Raw genomic sequence first — 15,467 nt, 5'->3', positions numbered from 1 at the left:
TCGCTCCCACATTGAGTCTTTGCTCAGTCATTGTATTTGTGCCGTACACAAATCAACTGTGGGAGCGAGCTTGCTCGCGATGAGGCCGGTATGGGCGCTAGATCAATGTCTCGATACGCAAAGAGTTAGTCGATCCCGGCTGCCCAAAGGGCACACCGGCGGTGATCAATAACGTGTCGCCACGCTGCGCCATGCCCTGGGCCTGGGCAATCTCCAGTGCCGTCGAGCAGACTTCATCGACCTGACGCAGGCGGTCGTTGACCACCGAGTGCACACCCCACGCCACGCTCAGGCGACGGGCGGTCTGCAGGTTCGGCGTCAGGTTGAGGATCGGCACCGTCGGCCGCTCCCGCGCCGCACGCAGGCTCGATGCGCCGGACTCGCTGTAGTTCACCAGCACTGCCACCGGCAGCACGTTGCTGATGCGGCGAATGGCGCAGCTGATCGCGTCGGAAACCGTCGCCTCGGCTTTCGGTCGGCTGACATCGAGTTGAGTCTGATAGTCCGGACCGTTTTCCACCTGGCGGATGATCTTGCTCATCATCTGCACGGCTTCGAGCGGGTATTCGCCGGACGCGGTTTCCGCCGACAGCATCACCGCGTCCGCACCTTCGGCTACGGCGTTGGCCACATCGGTGACTTCGGCGCGGGTGGGCGCCGGTGAGAAGCGCATCGATTCCAGCATCTGGGTCGCCACCACCACCGGTTTGCCGAGCTGGCGGCAGGTGCTGATGATGTTCTTCTGAATCTGCGGCACGCTTTCGGCCGGCACTTCCACACCCAGGTCACCGCGGGCGACCATGATCGCATCGCTCAGTTCGGCGATCTCGCGCAGTTGTTCGACGGCCGAGGGCTTCTCGATCTTGGCCATCAGGAAGGCCTTGTCGCCGATCAGTGTACGGGCTTCGCGGATGTCATCGGGACGTTGTACGAACGACAGCGCCACCCAGTCCACACCCAGCTCCAGACCGAAGGTCAAGTCGCGGCGGTCCTTGGCGGTCAGCGGGCTCAGGTCGAGCACCGCTTGCGGCACATTCACGCCTTTGCGGTCCGACAGTTCGCCGCCATTGAGCACGGTGGTGTCGATGGCGTCGGCGTACTTGGTCACGACCCGCAGACGCAACTTGCCGTCGTCCAGCAGCAGGTCCATGCCTGGCTCCAGCGCGGCGATGATTTCCGGGTGTGGCAGGTTGACCCGGCGCTCATCGCCTGGCGTGGCATCGAGGTCCAGGCGCAAGGCCTGGCCGCGGACCAGTTGCACCTTGCCTTCGGCGAACTTGCCGACCCGCAGTTTCGGGCCTTGCAGGTCCATCAGAATGCCCAATGGATAATTCAGCTGGCGCTCGACTTCACGAATCCACTGAAAACGCTGGGCGTGGTCGGCGTGATCGCCATGGCTGAAGTTCAGGCGGAAGATGTTGACCCCGGCCAGCACCAGCTCACGGATGTCGTCGATGCCGTCGATGGCAGGTCCCAGGGTGGCGAGGATTTTGACCTTTTTGTCAGGCGTCATGTTTAGTGCTCTCAAGGATCAGGATTGCGCGGAAGTCGTTGACGTTGGTACGGGTCGGCTCGGTGACGATCAGGGCGTCGAGTGCCTCGAAGTAGCCGTAGCCATTGTTGTTGTCCAACTCGTCGCTGGCGCTCAGGCCCTTTGCCGCGGCGCGGGCGTAGCTGTCCGGGGTCATGATCGCGCCGGCGTTGTCTTCCGAACCGTCGATGCCGTCGGTGTCACCGGCCAGCGCGTAGACGCCGGGCAGGCCCTTGAGGCTGTCGGTCAGGCTCAGCAGGAATTCGGCGTTGCGCCCGCCACGGCCATTGCCGCGCACGGTGACGGTGGTTTCACCGCCCGAGAGAATCACGCAGGGCGCCGCCAGCGGCTGACCGTGCAGGACGATCTGCCGCGCGATGCCGGCATGGACTTTTGCCACCTCGCGAGATTCGCCTTCCAGGTCGCCGAGGATCAGCGGACTGAACCCGGCCTGTCGGCATTTCACCGCCGCCGCTTCAAGGGATTGCTGCGGGCGGGCGATCAACTGGAAATGACTGCGCGCCAGGCTCGGGTCACCGGGTTTGACGGTTTCCGATTCGGGGCTTAGCAGCCAGTTGCGCACCGAGGCCGGCACCTCGATGGCGTAGCGTTTGAGGATCGCCAGCGCTTCGGCCGACGTGCTCGGGTCGGCCACGGTAGGGCCGGAGGCGATGACCGTGGCGAGGTCGCCCGGTACATCGGAAATCGCATAGGTGTAAACCGTGGCGGGCCAGCAGGCTTTGCCCAGGCGGCCGCCTTTGATCGCCGAGAGGTGCTTGCGCACACAGTTCATCTCGCCGATGGTGGCACCGGACTTGAGCAAGGCTTTGTTGATCGACTGCTTGTCGGCCAGGGTGATGCCTTCGGCCGGCAGTGCCAGCAGGGCAGAGCCGCCACCGGAGAGCAGGAAGATCACGCGATCGTTTTCGCTGAGATCGCTGACCAGTTCCAGCACACGCTTGGCCACGGCCAGGCCGGCAGCGTCCGGTACCGGATGCGCGGCTTCGACCACTTCGATTTTTTCGCAAGGGGCGCCGTGACCGTAACGGGTCACCACCAGGCCGGACACTTCACCCTGCCAGCAGCGTTCCACCACCTGGGCCATGGCGGCTGCGGCTTTGCCAGCACCAATGACGATCACGCGACCGCTGCGGTCGGCAGGCAAATGGGCTTCGAGCACTTGTTGCGGATGCGCCGCGTCGATGGCTGTGGCAAACAGCTCGCGCAGCAATTGTTGCGGATCGACCGACATGGCGGGCTCCCGGAATTCTTGTTATTGGGTTTGTCGCGGGTCCTGTGGGAGCGGGCTTGCTCGCGAAAGCGGTGGTTCAGTCAGTATCCATGTCGACTGACACTCCCTCTTCGCGAGCAAGCCCGCTCCCACAGGTTTGATGCGGTTTGGGGCAGGGCTTACTTCTTGTCGCGAATCGAGAAGTTCGCCATGTGTTCCAGGCCCTTGATCAGCGCCGAGTGGTCCCAGTTGCTGCCACCGATGGCCGCGCAGGTGCTGAACACTTGCTGGGTGTTGGCGGTGTTCGGCAGGTTGATGTTCAGCTCCTTGGCGCCTTGCAGGGCCAGGTTCAGGTCCTTCTGGTGCAGGCTGATGCGGAAGCCTGGATCGAAGGTGCCCTTGATCATGCGCTCGCCGTGCACTTCGAGGATCTTCGAGGAAGCGAAACCGCCCATCAGTGCTTCACGCACCTTGGCTGGATCGGCACCGTTTTTCGAAGCGAACAGCAGGGCTTCAGCCACGGCCTGGATGTTCAGGGCCACGATGATCTGGTTGGCCACTTTGGCGGTTTGACCGTCGCCGTTGCCACCCACCAGGGTGATGTTCTTGCCCATGGCCTGGAACAGCGGCAGGGCGCGTTCGAAGGCGTCGGCATCGCCGCCGACCATGATGCTCAGGGTCGCAGCCTTGGCACCGACTTCACCGCCGGAGACCGGGGCGTCGAGGTATTGCGCGCCTTTTTCGTTGATTTTCGCTGCGAAAGCCTTGGTGGCGGTCGGCGAGATCGAGCTCATGTCGATCACCACTTTGCCTTTGCCAACACCGGCCGCAACGCCGTCGGCGCGGAACAGCACGTCATCGACCTGCGGGGTATCCGGCACCATGACGATGATGAATTCGGCTTCCTGGGCAACTTCCTTCGGGTTCGCCAGAGCGACGGCGCCACCGGCAACCAGGTCGGCAGGGGCGGGGTCGTGGTGCGCCGACAGGAACAGGCTGTGACCGGCTTTCTGCAGGTTCAACGCCATTGGGTGGCCCATGATGCCGGTGCCGATAAATCCAATTTTAGCCATGAGAAAATCCTCGTTTTATTCCGATGCTGCAATGCAGTCTTAGAGACGCAGCAGATTCATTGTGGGAGCTGCGGTGCGACGATTCGACTTGCCAGCGATGGCGGTGGGTCAGGCAACATATTTGTATCTGTGCTGCCGCCATCGCGGGCAAGCCCGCTCCCACAGGGTTTTGTGTTGTTCGTTCAGATAGCGTTATGGGTTTTCAGCCAGCCCAGACCGGCTTCAGTGGTGGTCAGCGGCTTGTATTCGCAACCGACCCAGCCCTGATAACCGATGCGGTCCAGGTGTTCGAACAGGAAGCGGTAGTTGATTTCACCGGTACCTGGTTCGTTGCGCCCCGGGTTGTCCGCGAGCTGCACATGGTTGATCTCGCCCAGGTGCGATTGCAGGGTGCGGGCCAGATCGCCTTCCATGATTTGCATGTGATAGATGTCGTATTGCAGGAACAGGTTGGCGCTGCCGACCTGCTCGCGAATCGACAGGGCTTGCGCCGTGTTGTTCAGGTAGAAGCCTGGAATGTCACGGGTGTTGATCGCTTCCATCACCAGTTTGATACCCGCCGCTTGCAGCTTGTCGGCCGCGTACTTGAGGTTGGCGACGAAGGTTTTCTCCACGGTGGCATCGTCAAAGCCCTGCGGACGAATGCCGGCCAGGCAGTTGACCTGGGTGTTGCCCAGCACTTGTGCGTAAGCGATGGCCAGATCGACCCCGGCACGGAACTCTTCAACCCGATCCGGCAGGCACGCGATGCCGCGTTCGCCCTTGGCCCAGTCACCGGCCGGCAGGTTGAACAGCACTTGGGTCAGACCGTTGGCGTCGAGCTGGGCCTTGATTTCGGCAGAGCTGAAGTCGTACGGGAACAGGTATTCGACACCACTGAAGCCGGCTTTGGCGGCCGCTTCGAAACGGGCAAGGAAGTCCTGTTCGGTGAACAGCATGGACAGGTTGGCTGCGAAACGCGGCATGGTGATCTCCCGTATGTGTTTGAGGTCCCCTGTGGGAGCGGTCAGCTATCAATCAAGCAACGAAATCGCAGTCGGTGCGTCGTCGCCGACCAGCGCCAGGTCTTCGAATTCGTTGACGGCGTTGATCTCGGTACCCATGGAAATGTTGGTCACGCGCTCCAGAATAATCTCGACGATCACTGGAACCTTGAACTCTTCGATCAGTTCCTGAGCCTTGCGCAGGGCAGGCTGGATCTGAGCCGGTTCGAACACACGCAGTGCCTTGCAACCGAGGCCTTCGGCAACTGCGACGTGGTCCACACCATATCCGTTGAGTTCCGGGGCGTTGAGGTTGTCGAAGGACAGCTGCACGCAGTAGTCCATGTCGAAACCGCGCTGTGCCTGACGGATCAGGCCCAGGTACGAGTTGTTCACCACAACATGAATGTACGGCAGCTTGAACTGCGCGCCGACCGCCAATTCTTCGATCATGAACTGGAAGTCATAGTCCCCCGACAGGGCCACGACTTTACGGTTCGGATCGGCCTTGACCACACCCAGCGCTGCCGGAATGGTCCAGCCCAACGGGCCTGCCTGACCGCAGTTGATCCAGTGACGCGGCTTGTAGACGTGCAGGAACTGCGCGCCGGCGATCTGCGACAGACCGATGGTGCTGACGTAGCAGGTGTCTTTGCCGAACACCTGGTTCATTTCTTCGTAGACCCGTTGCGGCTTGACCGGCACGTTGTCGAAGTGAGTCTTGCGCTGCAGGCTGGCTTTACGCTGCTGGCAGTCCTGCAGCCAGGCGCTGCGGTTCTTCAGTTTGCCGGCGGCTTGCCATTCGCGAGCGACCTCGATGAACACGGTCAGCGCGGCTGCGGCGTCGGATACGATGCCCAGGTCCGGGGTGAACACGCGGCCGATCTGGGTCGGTTCGATATCAACGTGAATGAACTTGCGGCCTTCGGTGTACACATCGACCGAACCGGTGTGACGGTTGGCCCAACGGTTGCCCACGCCCAGAACTACGTCGGATTTGAGCATGGTCGCGTTGCCGTAGCGGTGCGAAGTCTGCAAGCCGACCATGCCCACCATCAGCGGGTGATCGTCCGGAATGGTGCCCCAGCCCATCAGGGTCGGGATCACCGGAATACCGGTCAGCTCGGCGAACTCCACCAGCAGGTCACTGGCGTCGGCGTTGATGATACCGCCACCGGCCACCAGCAATGGACGCTCGGCCTGATCCAGCATGGCCAGCGCTTTTTCAACCTGGACGCGGGTAGCACTCGGCTTGGCCAGCGGCAGTGGCTGGTACGCGTCGATGTCGAATTCGATTTCGGCCATCTGCACGTCGAATGGCAGGTCGATCAGCACCGGGCCTGGACGGCCGGAGCGCATTTCATAGAAAGCCTTCTGGAACGCGTAAGGCACCTGGCCCGGTTCCAGAACGGTGGTTGCCCACTTGGTCACCGGCTTGACGATGCTGGTGATGTCGACAGCCTGGAAGTCTTCCTTGTGCATACGGGCGCGGGGTGCCTGGCCGGTAATGCAGAGGATTGGGATCGAGTCGGCCGAGGCGCTGTAGAGCCCGGTGACCATGTCGGTACCGGCAGGGCCGGAAGTGCCGATGCACACGCCGATGTTGCCGGCCTTGGTGCGGGTGTAGCCCTCGGCCATGTGCGAGGCGCCTTCAACGTGGCGAGCGAGTACGTGATCGATGCCGCCGACCTTTTGCAGGGCGGAGTACAGCGGGTTGATGGCGGCACCCGGGATGCCAAAAGCGGTATCGACCCCTTCACGGCGCATCACCAGAACGGCGGCTTCGATTGCTCTCATTTTGCTCATGGTTTTGTGCCTCTTTACGTTTTGTAATTGTGTACAAGTGGCTTTGCGCAGAGTGTATTCACGGCGGACGGCGCAGGTCAATCCATTTTCTCAAGCGCTCGTTTCATTCGTCGGAAGCCCAATCTACTGTGGCTTTTCGTCGCATGTGGCGCCTTTCGAGAATTATTGTATACAAAAAAATAATTCATTGTGTTCTATTTGTTGCATTGGGCTGCGGCACAACGGCGCAGCCCAACGACTTTCCGAAAAACAAAATGAGGACGGCACCATGAGCGCTTTAACCTTGAAAGTCGCAGTCAACCTGGTCAACGAGGCCATCAGTGCAGGGCGGGCCATCTCGGCAGCGCCCCTGACCATTGCGGTGCTGGATGCCGGAGGGCATCTGATCACCCTGCAACGCGAAGACGGCGCCAGCCTGTTGCGCCCGCACGTCGCCATCGGCAAGGCCTGGGGCGCCATTGCGCTGGGCAAGGGGTCACGCCTGCTGGCGCTGGACGCCCAGCAACGCCCGGCGTTTATCGCCGCGTTGAACAGCCTGGGGCAGGGCAGCGTCGTGCCGGCACCGGGTGGTGTACTGGTTCGGGATCAGGACGGGAATGTGCTGGGGGCGGTGGGGATCAGCGGCGATTTGTCGGATGTTGACGAGCAGTGTGCGATCAATGCCATCGAGGCGTTGGGGTTGAGGGCGGATGCGGGGGTAGCGGCTTGATGGTGTAGCGACAGATTAACCGCTTTCGCGAGCAAGCCCGCTCCCACACTGGATCTTCTGCGGACACAAAATCTTTGAGCGACAGAAATCCAATGTGGGAGCGGGCTTGCTCGCGAAGGCAGTTTCTCAGACATATCCAGCTAAAAGTCTGGCCCACTTTCACATATTCCCCCGTCTAGCCTTTTGATGATTTCATCATGAGAGAGGGCAAGGGAATGCCTGAGTTGTCAGCTTCACACCGCCTGCGGATCGGCCGGTACACCGAGCAAAACCGCATCTATCTACTGACTGCCAATACCCTGAAGCGAGAACCTGTATTCAGGGATTACACCTTGGGTCGCTTGGTGGTCCATCAATTCAAGCAAGCACAGAATGATGGCTTCGCCGATTCCTTGGCCTGGGTAGTCATGCCTGATCAATTTCATTGGTTGATTCAGTTGAACAAAGGCTCACTGGGGCAACTGATGTGCCAAACCAAATCCTTGAGTACCCGAGCAATTAATGCGGCGACTGGTCGAACAGGCAGCCTTTGGCAGCAGAGCTTTCATGATCATGCTCTGCGAAAAGAAGAGGATCTAGTGAAACTGGCTCGATATGTTGTGGCTAACCCATTGCGGGCGGGGCTGGTTGAAAAGCTCGCTGACTATCCATTGTGGGATGCGATCTGGGTTTGACAGCAAAACCGAGTTGCCTCCTTCGCGAGCAAGCCCGCTCCCACATTGGAGCGGTGTACGAAGGACAAATGTGGGAGCGGGCTTGCTCGCGAAGGCCGCGCCGCGGTCTACCGTTCGGGCTCACACCCCTTGAGCACCAACCGGATAATCGTCTGCGCTGCCGCTTCGTAATCTTCTTCATCCAGCCTGGCCTTGCCGGTGATGGCGGTGATCTGCCAGTCGAAGTCGGCGTAGGTCTGGGTAGCGGCCCAGATGCTGAACATCAGGTGGTTGGGATCGATGGGGGCGATTTGCCCGCGGTCGATCCAGGTCTGGATGCACTCGATGTTGTGTTTGGCCTGGCCATTGAGCTGTTCGACCAGATCGCTGCTCAGGTGGGGGGCGCCGTGCATGATTTCGCTGGCGAACACCTTGGAGGCGAAAGGCAGGTCGCGGGAGATGCGGATTTTCGAGCGAATGTAGCCGCTGAGCACTTCACCGGGTTCGCCTTCCGGATTGAACGGTGTCGACGCCTGCAGGATTGGTTCGATGATACTTTCCAGGACCTCGCGGTAGAGGTTTTCCTTGGATTTGAAGTAGTAGTAGACGTTGGGCTTGGGCAATCCCGCCTTGGCTGCGATGTCGCTGGTTTTGGTCGCAGCGAAGCCTTTGTCGGCAAACTCCTCACTGGCGGCACGCAGGATCAGTTGTTTGTTGCGCTCGCGGATAGTGCTCATAACCCGGGTGATTCCTTGCCTGTTCTGGCGGTTGCACATGGTATCACCGGCCTCGCGCGGCGCTCAAGAATGCACCACAGCCCGTGATGCCGCGCTATGCTGCTGCGCATTCATTGCAGAAGGAAACCCGATTCATGGCAGGAAGCAGTTTGCTGGTGTTGATCGACGACATTGCGGCCGTGCTGGACGACGTGTCATTGATGACCCAAATGGCCGCCAAGAAAACGGCCGGTGTACTCGGAGACGACCTGGCACTCAATGCCCAGCAAGTCAGCGGCGTGCGGGCCGAACGGGAAATCCCGGTGGTCTGGGCCGTTGCCAAGGGTTCGTTCATCAATAAATTGATCCTGGTGCCGTCGGCGCTGGCCATCAGTGCGTTCATACCCTGGCTGGTCACGCCGCTGTTGATGCTCGGTGGCGCTTATTTGTGCTTCGAAGGGTTCGAAAAGCTCGCCCACAAGTTTCTGCACAGTGAGACTGAAGATCAGGCTGAACATGCCGAATTGGTCGAGGCAGTGGCGGACCCAGCGGTGGATCTGGTGGCGTTTGAAAAGGACAAGATCAAGGGCGCGATCCGCACCGACTTCATTCTCTCGGCGGAAATCATCGCCATCACCCTCGGCGTAGTCGCCGAGTCGGCGCTGACCCAGCAAGTCATCGTGCTCTCGGGTATCGCCATCGTCATGACCGTCGGTGTTTACGGATTGGTAGCGGGCATCGTCAAACTCGATGATCTGGGGCTCTGGCTGACCCAAAAGCCTGGTCAGATGGCCAGGAGCATCGGCGGCGGGATTTTGCGTGCGGCTCCGTACATGATGAAAAGCCTGTCGGTGATTGGCACTGCGGCGATGTTCCTGGTCGGTGGCGGCATCCTGACCCACGGTGTGCCGGTGGTGCATCACTGGATTGAAAGTGTCAGCGCGGGGGCGGGTGGTGCCCGGTTTATCGTGCCGACGTTGCTTAATGGGGCAGCGGGGATTGTGGCGGGGGCGGTGGTGTTGGTTGGGGTGATGGCTGTCAGCAAAATCTGAAAGCACTGAAAGGCTGAAGACAGCACATGACAAATGTGGGAGGGCTTGCTCGCGAAAGCGGCGTGTCAGACAACCTTTTTGGTGACTGACACGACCTCTTCGCGAGCAAGCCCGCTCCCACAGTGTTTTTGGGGTGCCGGAATTACTCGGCGATCTGCAACTTGCGCGCTTCGGTGTACACGTAACGCACTTTTTCGTACTCGAAAGGCGAGTTCAACTGGCCATAGCGGAAGGTGGTCTGGTGGCGCTTGTCGATGCCACGCAGGATCCAGACTTCCGGATGGTTGGAGCTGACCTCGGCCACGTTGAGGAAGTTGATCGCATTTTCGGCCGAGTAATCCACCAACAGGCCGCCGGTATCACGCAGGTTCGACGGACCGAGGATCGGCAGGACGAAATAGGCGCCGCCCGGCACGCCGTAGAAGCCCAGCGTCTGGCCGAAGTCTTCGCTTTGGCGCGGCAGGCCCATGGCGGTGGCCGGGTCCCACAGGCCGGCCACGCCGATGGTGGTGTTGAGCAGCAGTCGCCCGGTGGTTTCCAGCGAGCGCTGGCCCTTGAGTTGCAGCAGACTGTTCAACAGGTTGGGTACGTCGCCCAGGTTGTTGAAGAAGTTGCTGACACCGGTGCGCAGGAAGCTCGGGGTGACGTAGCGGTAACCATTGACCACCGGCATGAACACCCATTGGTCGAAGCGGTAGTTGAAGTGATAGACGCGCCGGTTCCACTCTTCCAGCGGATCGTAGACAGCCAGTGCGCTGAGCGTCGAACGCTCGAACTCGCGCTGATCCAGACCCGGGTTGAATTTGAGTTTGCTCAGCGGTTCCTTGAAGCCGTCGCTGTCGACGACCACGGGAGTGTTGGCTTTGCTGTTGTCGGCATTGGCGACGCCTGCACAGAGTAACGCAGCGAAAAGCAGGAGATATTTAGCCACGGAAGAACTCCAGCATGGCGTCGCTGTTGACGCGGTAGTTGATGTTGCCGCAGTGGCCGCCGTGCGGGTAAACGGTCAGGCGATCACCGAAGGTCCTGCGCAGGAAGCCCAGGTCGCCAGGGCCGAGGATCACGTCATCGGCGTTGTGCATGACGGCGATTTTCGGGCTTTCGTGCAGATAGTCCTTCAGTGCATACAGGCTTACCTGGTCAATCAGTTGCAGCAGGCTGCCGCCGTCGGTGCGGGCGCGCCACATCGGGATGACCTGTTCGGTGATGTAGCAGTCGAAATCACATTGCAATGCACGCTTGAGGAATGGCGTGAGGCTGGTGCCCTCGGTGATCGGGAACTTGGGTGGGGTGATCAGGCCGCGACGGTTGATCAGGTCCGAAGTGAAGGCAATGTCGGCCGCCGAAAAGCGGAACGACGTGCCGATCAGCATTGCCATCTGCTCGTTGGTCAGGTGCTGTTTGGACTGCTGGAAGTCGTAGAGCAGGGCGTCGTTGAGGTCGATGTAGCCCTTTTGCTGGAAGTAGCGGGTCAGTTTGTTCAGCACCAGTTCATAGAACGTGGTGCTGTTGTTGATGCCCTTGACCTCGGTCTGGACCAGCTTGTCGAGGTTGGTTATAGAGGTGTAGAGGTTGACCGGCGGGTTGAGCAGCAGGACTTTCTTGAAGTTGAAGCTGCGGCGGGTTTCGTCCAGGTGCGAGACGAAAGCGGCATCCAGTGCACCCAGGCTGTACCCGGTCAGGTAGTAATCGGTGACCGGCACTTTCGGGTTCTGTGCCCGCACAGCCTGCATCACCCGGTACAAATCTTCGGCGTCTTCCTTGGAAACACCCGGTGTAGCAAAGCGCGATGCGGCACTCATGAAGTCATAGCTGGTGGGCGATGACAACTGCACCACATGGTAGCCGGCTTTGTAATAGAGCTTCTTCAGGTATTCGTTCAGGCTGCTGTCATAGCGCGCTCCGGTGCCGGCTATCAGGAAAATCAGCGGCGCGGCGTGATCCTGCGTGGCAATGCGGTAGTCGAGTTTCTTGACCGCCCAGAAGTTGTCCGGCAATTCGAACGCCCGCTCCGGACGCAAGGTGACGCTGCGCACCGTCTGATCGATGTCATCGTCCAGGGGCAGCTCCGGACCGACCGGCGGCGTGGTCGCGATGGTCGCCTCGAACGGGTTGGTCAGGGGTAGCCATAACTGGCGGCGTCAATCTCGACCGCCAGTGCGGACGCACTCAAGATAAGGCCGCCAAACAGGGCGGCGAAGCGCAAGGAACGGAGCATGACTAAATCCCTTAGAGGAAGGTGCCGAATGAGTTTCGCAGGCTATGACCACCGGATTTGCGCCAAAGTGCCACGCATCGGCACCAAACAGGCCTAATTTCGAAGTAATAGTAGCTGGACGATACACTTTGCAGCGATTGAATGACCAGTTAACAGTTGTTAGTGCTTGCGTAAGGCTGTCCTGCGATTAAGCTGGCCGCCGTTTTTCGCCTATTGGAGTGTTACATGTCCCGCCGTCTGCCCGTGATTTTGCTGCTTGTGTTGCTGCCGGTATGGCTGGCCGCCAGTTATGGCGCGCGTTATGGCTTCATGGAGGATGCGCAGTGGGTCGGCATTTGCGTGGATGAGGCAAGCAGCTGGGAATGCCAGGTGCGTTCGAACCTGGGGCTGATGATCCACTTCGGGGTTCTGGGCTGGGCTGCGCTGGGCGCGGCGATCATCGGCTTTGTCGTGCCAGGGCGGGCAGGGTGGTGGCTGGCGGTGCTGGCGCTGGTGTTTGGGTTTCCGGCGCTGGCGTTGTACAACACGACGCTGGCGGTGTTTGCGGTGGTGATTGCGGGGTTGCGGTTGGTCAGGGAGTCTCGCGGCGTCTGACCGTCAGCCTTCGCGAGCAAGCCCGCTCCCACAAAGTCCTTCAGCGAACATAAATTTTGTGTTCGACAACGATCAAATGTGGGAGCGGGCTTGCTCCGGGCGGCGATCCGACGAAGAGGCCGGCTGAGTCGCTAAAGAATCAAACTGTGCGAACCCGCAAGCAACGCCACAACGCCGCCACCATCAACACACTCGCCAGCGCCCAGCCCCAGGCCTGCTGATTCTGCAAACCTTCACGAAACAGTTGCGGCGCAATGCCGGCACCGATGATGAAGGTCAGCAACGCAATCTCGCGGCGCGGCACATTCACCGGGCGGCACAGGTAAACCAGCGCCGGCACGATGAACGCGACACTCGGGAAGCTGCGGTAGCGCGGGTCGAACACCAGCTCCAGCATCATCACGGCTGCTGCGAAACCTGCCGTTGCCACCAGCCAGCCAGCACGGCGTTCGAGCAAGTTGAAAGCGCGCCCGCGCCAATCGCTACGAGGGCTCAACGTCAGCGCGGCATGGGCCAGCGCGAGCAGATTCAGAGCCGTCAACAATGCGACCCACAACCACTCACTGGTAAAACGCGTGGTAACCCGTGCCAGGTCACCCCAGGCGCCAATCGAGCACGCCGCCAATGCACCGAGCAGGGGCAGCACCAGCGCCGAGCGTGTCGTGCGAACCCGGCCGCCAAGCAGCAATGTGCCAATGAAGATCAATCCGCCTGCCGCCAGCCATTGCGACCAGTACGGTACGTTTGTCACTGGCCCGGCCAGCACGCCCTTGTCCTGGCGATCGGCATCGAACAATCCCCAGTAACCCCCGACCGCACCCTCACTGGCGCGTTTCCACGGCTGGTCGAAGGCTTCGATCAGGTTGTAGTGCCAGCCCTGCTGCTCGGCCATGGCGACAAAACCACGAATGAACCTGGCTTCGTTGACCCGGCTCGGCAGGGCCGTTTCGCGCTGGCGACCTTCGCTTGGCCAGCCGGTTTCGCCGATCAGTACATCCTTGGGCGCGAACTTGTTGCCGAACACCTGGCGTACTTCGGCCACATGTTGAAGGGCTGCGTCGATGTTCGATGGATCATCTTCCCAATACGGCAGCAAATGGATGGTCAGGAAGTCCACGGCGGGGGCGATTTCCGGATGCTTGAGCCAGAACTCCCAGACGTCGGCATAGGTGACAGGCTGTTTGACGTGGCTTTTGACCTTGTTGATCAGCTTCGCCAATTGCGCACCGGTGACTTCCTTGCGCAACAGGGTTTCGTTGCCGACGATCACCGCGCTCACCACATCCGCGTTGGCGTTGGCCGAGGCGATCAGCAGGTCGACTTCTTTTTCCGTGTCCACCGGGTTGCTGTTGACCCAGGCGCCGATCATCAGCTTCAAGCCATGCTTGCGCGCCAGATCCGGCAAGGCTTCGAGGCCGGTCATGGAATAGGTGCGGATGCATTCGAAACTTTTGGACAGCAGCTCGAGGTCGGCATCCATGTGCTCGGGGCGCAAGTTGAATGGCACGTCGAACGGCGATTGGTCTTTGTCGAATGGGGTGTAGGAGGCGCATTGCAGCTTGTGCGTCGCGCTGGCGACATCCGGCAGGATCACCGGTTTGCCAATGCCGTACCAGAAACCACCGAGGGCAAAGAGCCCCAGAAAGCAGGCGAATAGATAAGCAGGAAAAGGAAAGCGTGATGTTGCGGACATGGTCAGGCCGTGTGGGAACAAAGCGGCGCATGTTACCTGCATTTACCGTGTGTCTGGTGGCCTGCATGATTTTGACATGCAAAGTTCGGGCGGAGCCTCCGGTGCGTTGGTCGCGTTGAAGATTAATGGCGTTCTGATGTCGTTTCTCGATGCCTTGAGGTCGCTGGCAGAGCAGGTCGCGATGAGCGTCAGGTTGATTATCGAAGGCGTCAGTACTCCGCTGATGTTTGAACGGGTTTGCGGTAGGCGTGATGGGGGCGCTGTGCACCATAACAATACGTTTAAGCGACTCGGCATCCGTCGAGCGCAGCACTTTCGGGGAAGTAACGATGAAGATGCGACGACTCTTGGGCGCAGGTGCCGCTTTGGTGCTGGCGATCAGCGCTACCGTGGCCAGCGCCGCCAGTAAGGAAGTGACTATCGGTTATGTTGATGGCTGGTCGGACAGTGTCGCCACGACCAACGTGGCCGCAGAAGTGATCAGACAGAAGCTCGGTTACGACGTGAAGCTGCAAGCGGTCGCTACCGGGATCATGTGGCAGGGTGTGGCCACCGGCAAACTCGACGCCATGCTGTCGGCCTGGCTGCCGGTGACCCACGGCGAATACTGGGCGAAGAACAAGGATCAGGTCGTCGATTACGGCCCGAACTTCAAGGACGCGAAAATCGGCCTGATTGTGCCGGAGTACGTTAAAGCCAAGTCCATCGAGGACCTGAAAACCGACGACAGCTTCAAGAAACGCATCGTCGGCATCGACGCCGGTTCGGGTGTGATGATCAAGACCGATCAGGCCATCAAGGACTATGACTTGACCGGGTATCAAAACAAAGCCAGTTCCGGCGCCGGCATGATCGCCGAGCTGACCCGTGCCGAGAAGAAAAACGAATCCATCGCCGTGACCGGTTGGGTGCCGCACTGGATGTTCGCCAAGTGGAAACTGCGCTTCCTCGAAGACCCGAAAGGCGTGTACGGCGCGGCTGAAACCGTGAACAGCATCGGCAGCAAAGGCCTGGAGGCCAAGGCGCCGGAAGTGGCCAAGTTCCTGAAAAACTTCCAGTGGGAATCCAAGGACGAAATCGGTCAGGTCATGCTGGCGATTCAGGACGGTGCCAAGCCTGATGCCGCCGCGAAGGATTGGGTTGCCAAACACCCTGAGCGTGTTGCTGCCTGGACTAAATAATTTGAGCTGACGCGTCTGGTCAGCACC

12 protein-coding genes and 2 pseudogenes are annotated in these 15,467 nt (G+C 60.2%); 5 read left to right on the top strand and 9 right to left on the bottom strand.

Annotated features, from left to right (window positions below):
• Positions 1 to 97: 97 nt before the first annotated feature.
• The 5 genes from pyk to gcl form a co-directional block, all read right to left on the bottom strand.
• Positions 98 to 1,513: a pyruvate kinase gene (gene pyk / locus RS887_RS02970; RefSeq protein ID WP_007983282.1), complete on the bottom strand. Its 1,416-nt coding sequence runs from the start codon at positions 1,511 to 1,513 to the stop codon at positions 98 to 100.
• The gene (locus tag RS887_RS02965; protein ID WP_322614322.1) at positions 1,503 to 2,783 is read right to left on the bottom strand and encodes a glycerate kinase; all 1,281 of its coding nucleotides are present in this window, start codon (positions 2,781 to 2,783) and stop codon (positions 1,503 to 1,505) included. Before RS887_RS02965 ends, pyk begins: the two co-directional genes overlap by 11 nt.
• Before the next feature lie 158 nt (positions 2,784 to 2,941).
• Positions 2,942 to 3,835 (bottom strand): 2-hydroxy-3-oxopropionate reductase, encoded by an 894-nt coding sequence (locus tag RS887_RS02955; RefSeq protein ID WP_322614321.1) that lies wholly within the window; start codon positions 3,833 to 3,835, stop codon positions 2,942 to 2,944.
• 182 nt (positions 3,836 to 4,017) lie between these two features.
• The gene (gene hyi / locus RS887_RS02950; protein ID WP_090453874.1) at positions 4,018 to 4,800 is read right to left on the bottom strand and encodes a hydroxypyruvate isomerase; all 783 of its coding nucleotides are present in this window, start codon (positions 4,798 to 4,800) and stop codon (positions 4,018 to 4,020) included.
• 48 nt (positions 4,801 to 4,848) lie between these two features.
• Positions 4,849 to 6,624: a glyoxylate carboligase gene (gene gcl / locus RS887_RS02945; RefSeq protein ID WP_007991778.1), complete on the bottom strand. Its 1,776-nt coding sequence runs from the start codon at positions 6,622 to 6,624 to the stop codon at positions 4,849 to 4,851.
• 268 nt (positions 6,625 to 6,892) lie between these two features.
• On the opposite strand from gcl, the gene RS887_RS02940 reads away from it, so the two are divergent.
• On the top strand, positions 6,893 to 7,333 hold the full coding sequence (locus tag RS887_RS02940) for a GlcG/HbpS family heme-binding protein (protein ID WP_046819366.1): 441 nt from the start codon (positions 6,893 to 6,895) through the stop codon (positions 7,331 to 7,333).
• 215 nt (positions 7,334 to 7,548) lie between these two features.
• The gene (locus tag RS887_RS02935) at positions 7,549 to 8,007 is read left to right on the top strand and encodes an REP-associated tyrosine transposase (protein ID WP_322615249.1); all 459 of its coding nucleotides are present in this window, start codon (positions 7,549 to 7,551) and stop codon (positions 8,005 to 8,007) included.
• A 107-nt stretch (positions 8,008 to 8,114) separates the two neighbouring features.
• Here RS887_RS02935 and RS887_RS02930 read toward each other — a convergent pair whose 3' ends face one another.
• On the bottom strand, positions 8,115 to 8,723 hold the full coding sequence (locus RS887_RS02930; protein ID WP_322614320.1) for a TetR/AcrR family transcriptional regulator: 609 nt from the start codon (positions 8,721 to 8,723) through the stop codon (positions 8,115 to 8,117).
• Between the two features lie 134 nt (positions 8,724 to 8,857).
• On the opposite strand from RS887_RS02930, the pseudogene RS887_RS02925 reads away from it, so the two are divergent.
• Positions 8,858 to 9,771 (top strand): annotated as a pseudogene (locus tag RS887_RS02925) (DUF808 domain-containing protein).
• 125 nt (positions 9,772 to 9,896) lie between these two features.
• Here the strand turns inward: RS887_RS02925 and RS887_RS02920 are convergent.
• Together RS887_RS02920 and RS887_RS02915 are read right to left on the bottom strand one after the other, a co-directional pair.
• Positions 9,897 to 10,685, bottom strand: coding sequence for a VacJ family lipoprotein (locus tag RS887_RS02920; RefSeq protein ID WP_322614318.1), 789 nt, complete (start codon positions 10,683 to 10,685; stop codon positions 9,897 to 9,899).
• Positions 10,678 to 11,972, bottom strand: a pseudogene (locus RS887_RS02915) (serine/threonine protein kinase). The gene RS887_RS02920 and the pseudogene RS887_RS02915 overlap by 8 nt, the downstream one beginning before the upstream one ends.
• A gap of 225 nt (positions 11,973 to 12,197) precedes the next feature.
• On the opposite strand from RS887_RS02915, the gene RS887_RS02910 reads away from it, so the two are divergent.
• Positions 12,198 to 12,566, top strand: coding sequence for a hypothetical protein (locus tag RS887_RS02910; RefSeq protein ID WP_322614317.1), 369 nt, complete (start codon positions 12,198 to 12,200; stop codon positions 12,564 to 12,566).
• Positions 12,567 to 12,705: 139 nt separating this feature from the next.
• On the opposite strand, the gene RS887_RS02905 is transcribed toward RS887_RS02910, so the two are convergent.
• Positions 12,706 to 14,301: a beta (1-6) glucans synthase gene (locus RS887_RS02905; RefSeq protein ID WP_322614316.1), complete on the bottom strand. Its 1,596-nt coding sequence runs from the start codon at positions 14,299 to 14,301 to the stop codon at positions 12,706 to 12,708.
• Positions 14,302 to 14,588: 287 nt separating this feature from the next.
• Here RS887_RS02905 and RS887_RS02900 point away from each other — a divergent pair, with 287 nt between their 5' ends.
• The gene (locus tag RS887_RS02900; protein WP_322614315.1) at positions 14,589 to 15,440 is read left to right on the top strand and encodes a glycine betaine ABC transporter substrate-binding protein; all 852 of its coding nucleotides are present in this window, start codon (positions 14,589 to 14,591) and stop codon (positions 15,438 to 15,440) included.
• Positions 15,441 to 15,467 lie beyond the last annotated feature (27 nt).

The organism is Pseudomonas sp. BIC9C (genome assembly GCF_034541995.1).
In the GTDB taxonomy this organism is placed as follows: domain Bacteria; phylum Pseudomonadota; class Gammaproteobacteria; order Pseudomonadales; family Pseudomonadaceae; genus Aquipseudomonas; species Aquipseudomonas fluorescens_CC.
This window is presented reverse-complemented; position numbering and strand designations above follow the sequence as displayed.

What these genes read in the sequence shown, in the direction of transcription:
- RS887_RS02930 (WP_322614320.1), bottom strand. Translation starts at nt 8,723, where the DNA reads ATGAGCACTATCCGCGAGCGCAACAAACAACTGATCCTGCGTGCCGCC.
- RS887_RS02955 (WP_322614321.1), bottom strand. Translation starts at nt 3,835, where the DNA reads ATGGCTAAAATTGGATTTATCGGCACCGGCATCATGGGCCACCCAATG.
- RS887_RS02905 (WP_322614316.1), bottom strand. Translation starts at nt 14,301, where the DNA reads ATGCAGGTAACATGCGCCGCTTTGTTCCCACACGGCCTGACCATGTCC.
- gcl (WP_007991778.1), bottom strand. Translation starts at nt 6,624, where the DNA reads ATGAGCAAAATGAGAGCAATCGAAGCCGCCGTTCTGGTGATGCGCCGT.
- RS887_RS02935 (WP_322615249.1), top strand. Translation starts at nt 7,549, where the DNA reads ATGCCTGAGTTGTCAGCTTCACACCGCCTGCGGATCGGCCGGTACACC.
- pyk (WP_007983282.1), bottom strand. Translation starts at nt 1,513, where the DNA reads ATGACGCCTGACAAAAAGGTCAAAATCCTCGCCACCCTGGGACCTGCC.
- RS887_RS02965 (WP_322614322.1), bottom strand. Translation starts at nt 2,783, where the DNA reads ATGTCGGTCGATCCGCAACAATTGCTGCGCGAGCTGTTTGCCACAGCC.
- RS887_RS02910 (WP_322614317.1), top strand. Translation starts at nt 12,198, where the DNA reads ATGTCCCGCCGTCTGCCCGTGATTTTGCTGCTTGTGTTGCTGCCGGTA.
- RS887_RS02940 (WP_046819366.1), top strand. Translation starts at nt 6,893, where the DNA reads ATGAGCGCTTTAACCTTGAAAGTCGCAGTCAACCTGGTCAACGAGGCC.
- hyi (WP_090453874.1), bottom strand. Translation starts at nt 4,800, where the DNA reads ATGCCGCGTTTCGCAGCCAACCTGTCCATGCTGTTCACCGAACAGGAC.
- RS887_RS02900 (WP_322614315.1), top strand. Translation starts at nt 14,589, where the DNA reads ATGAAGATGCGACGACTCTTGGGCGCAGGTGCCGCTTTGGTGCTGGCG.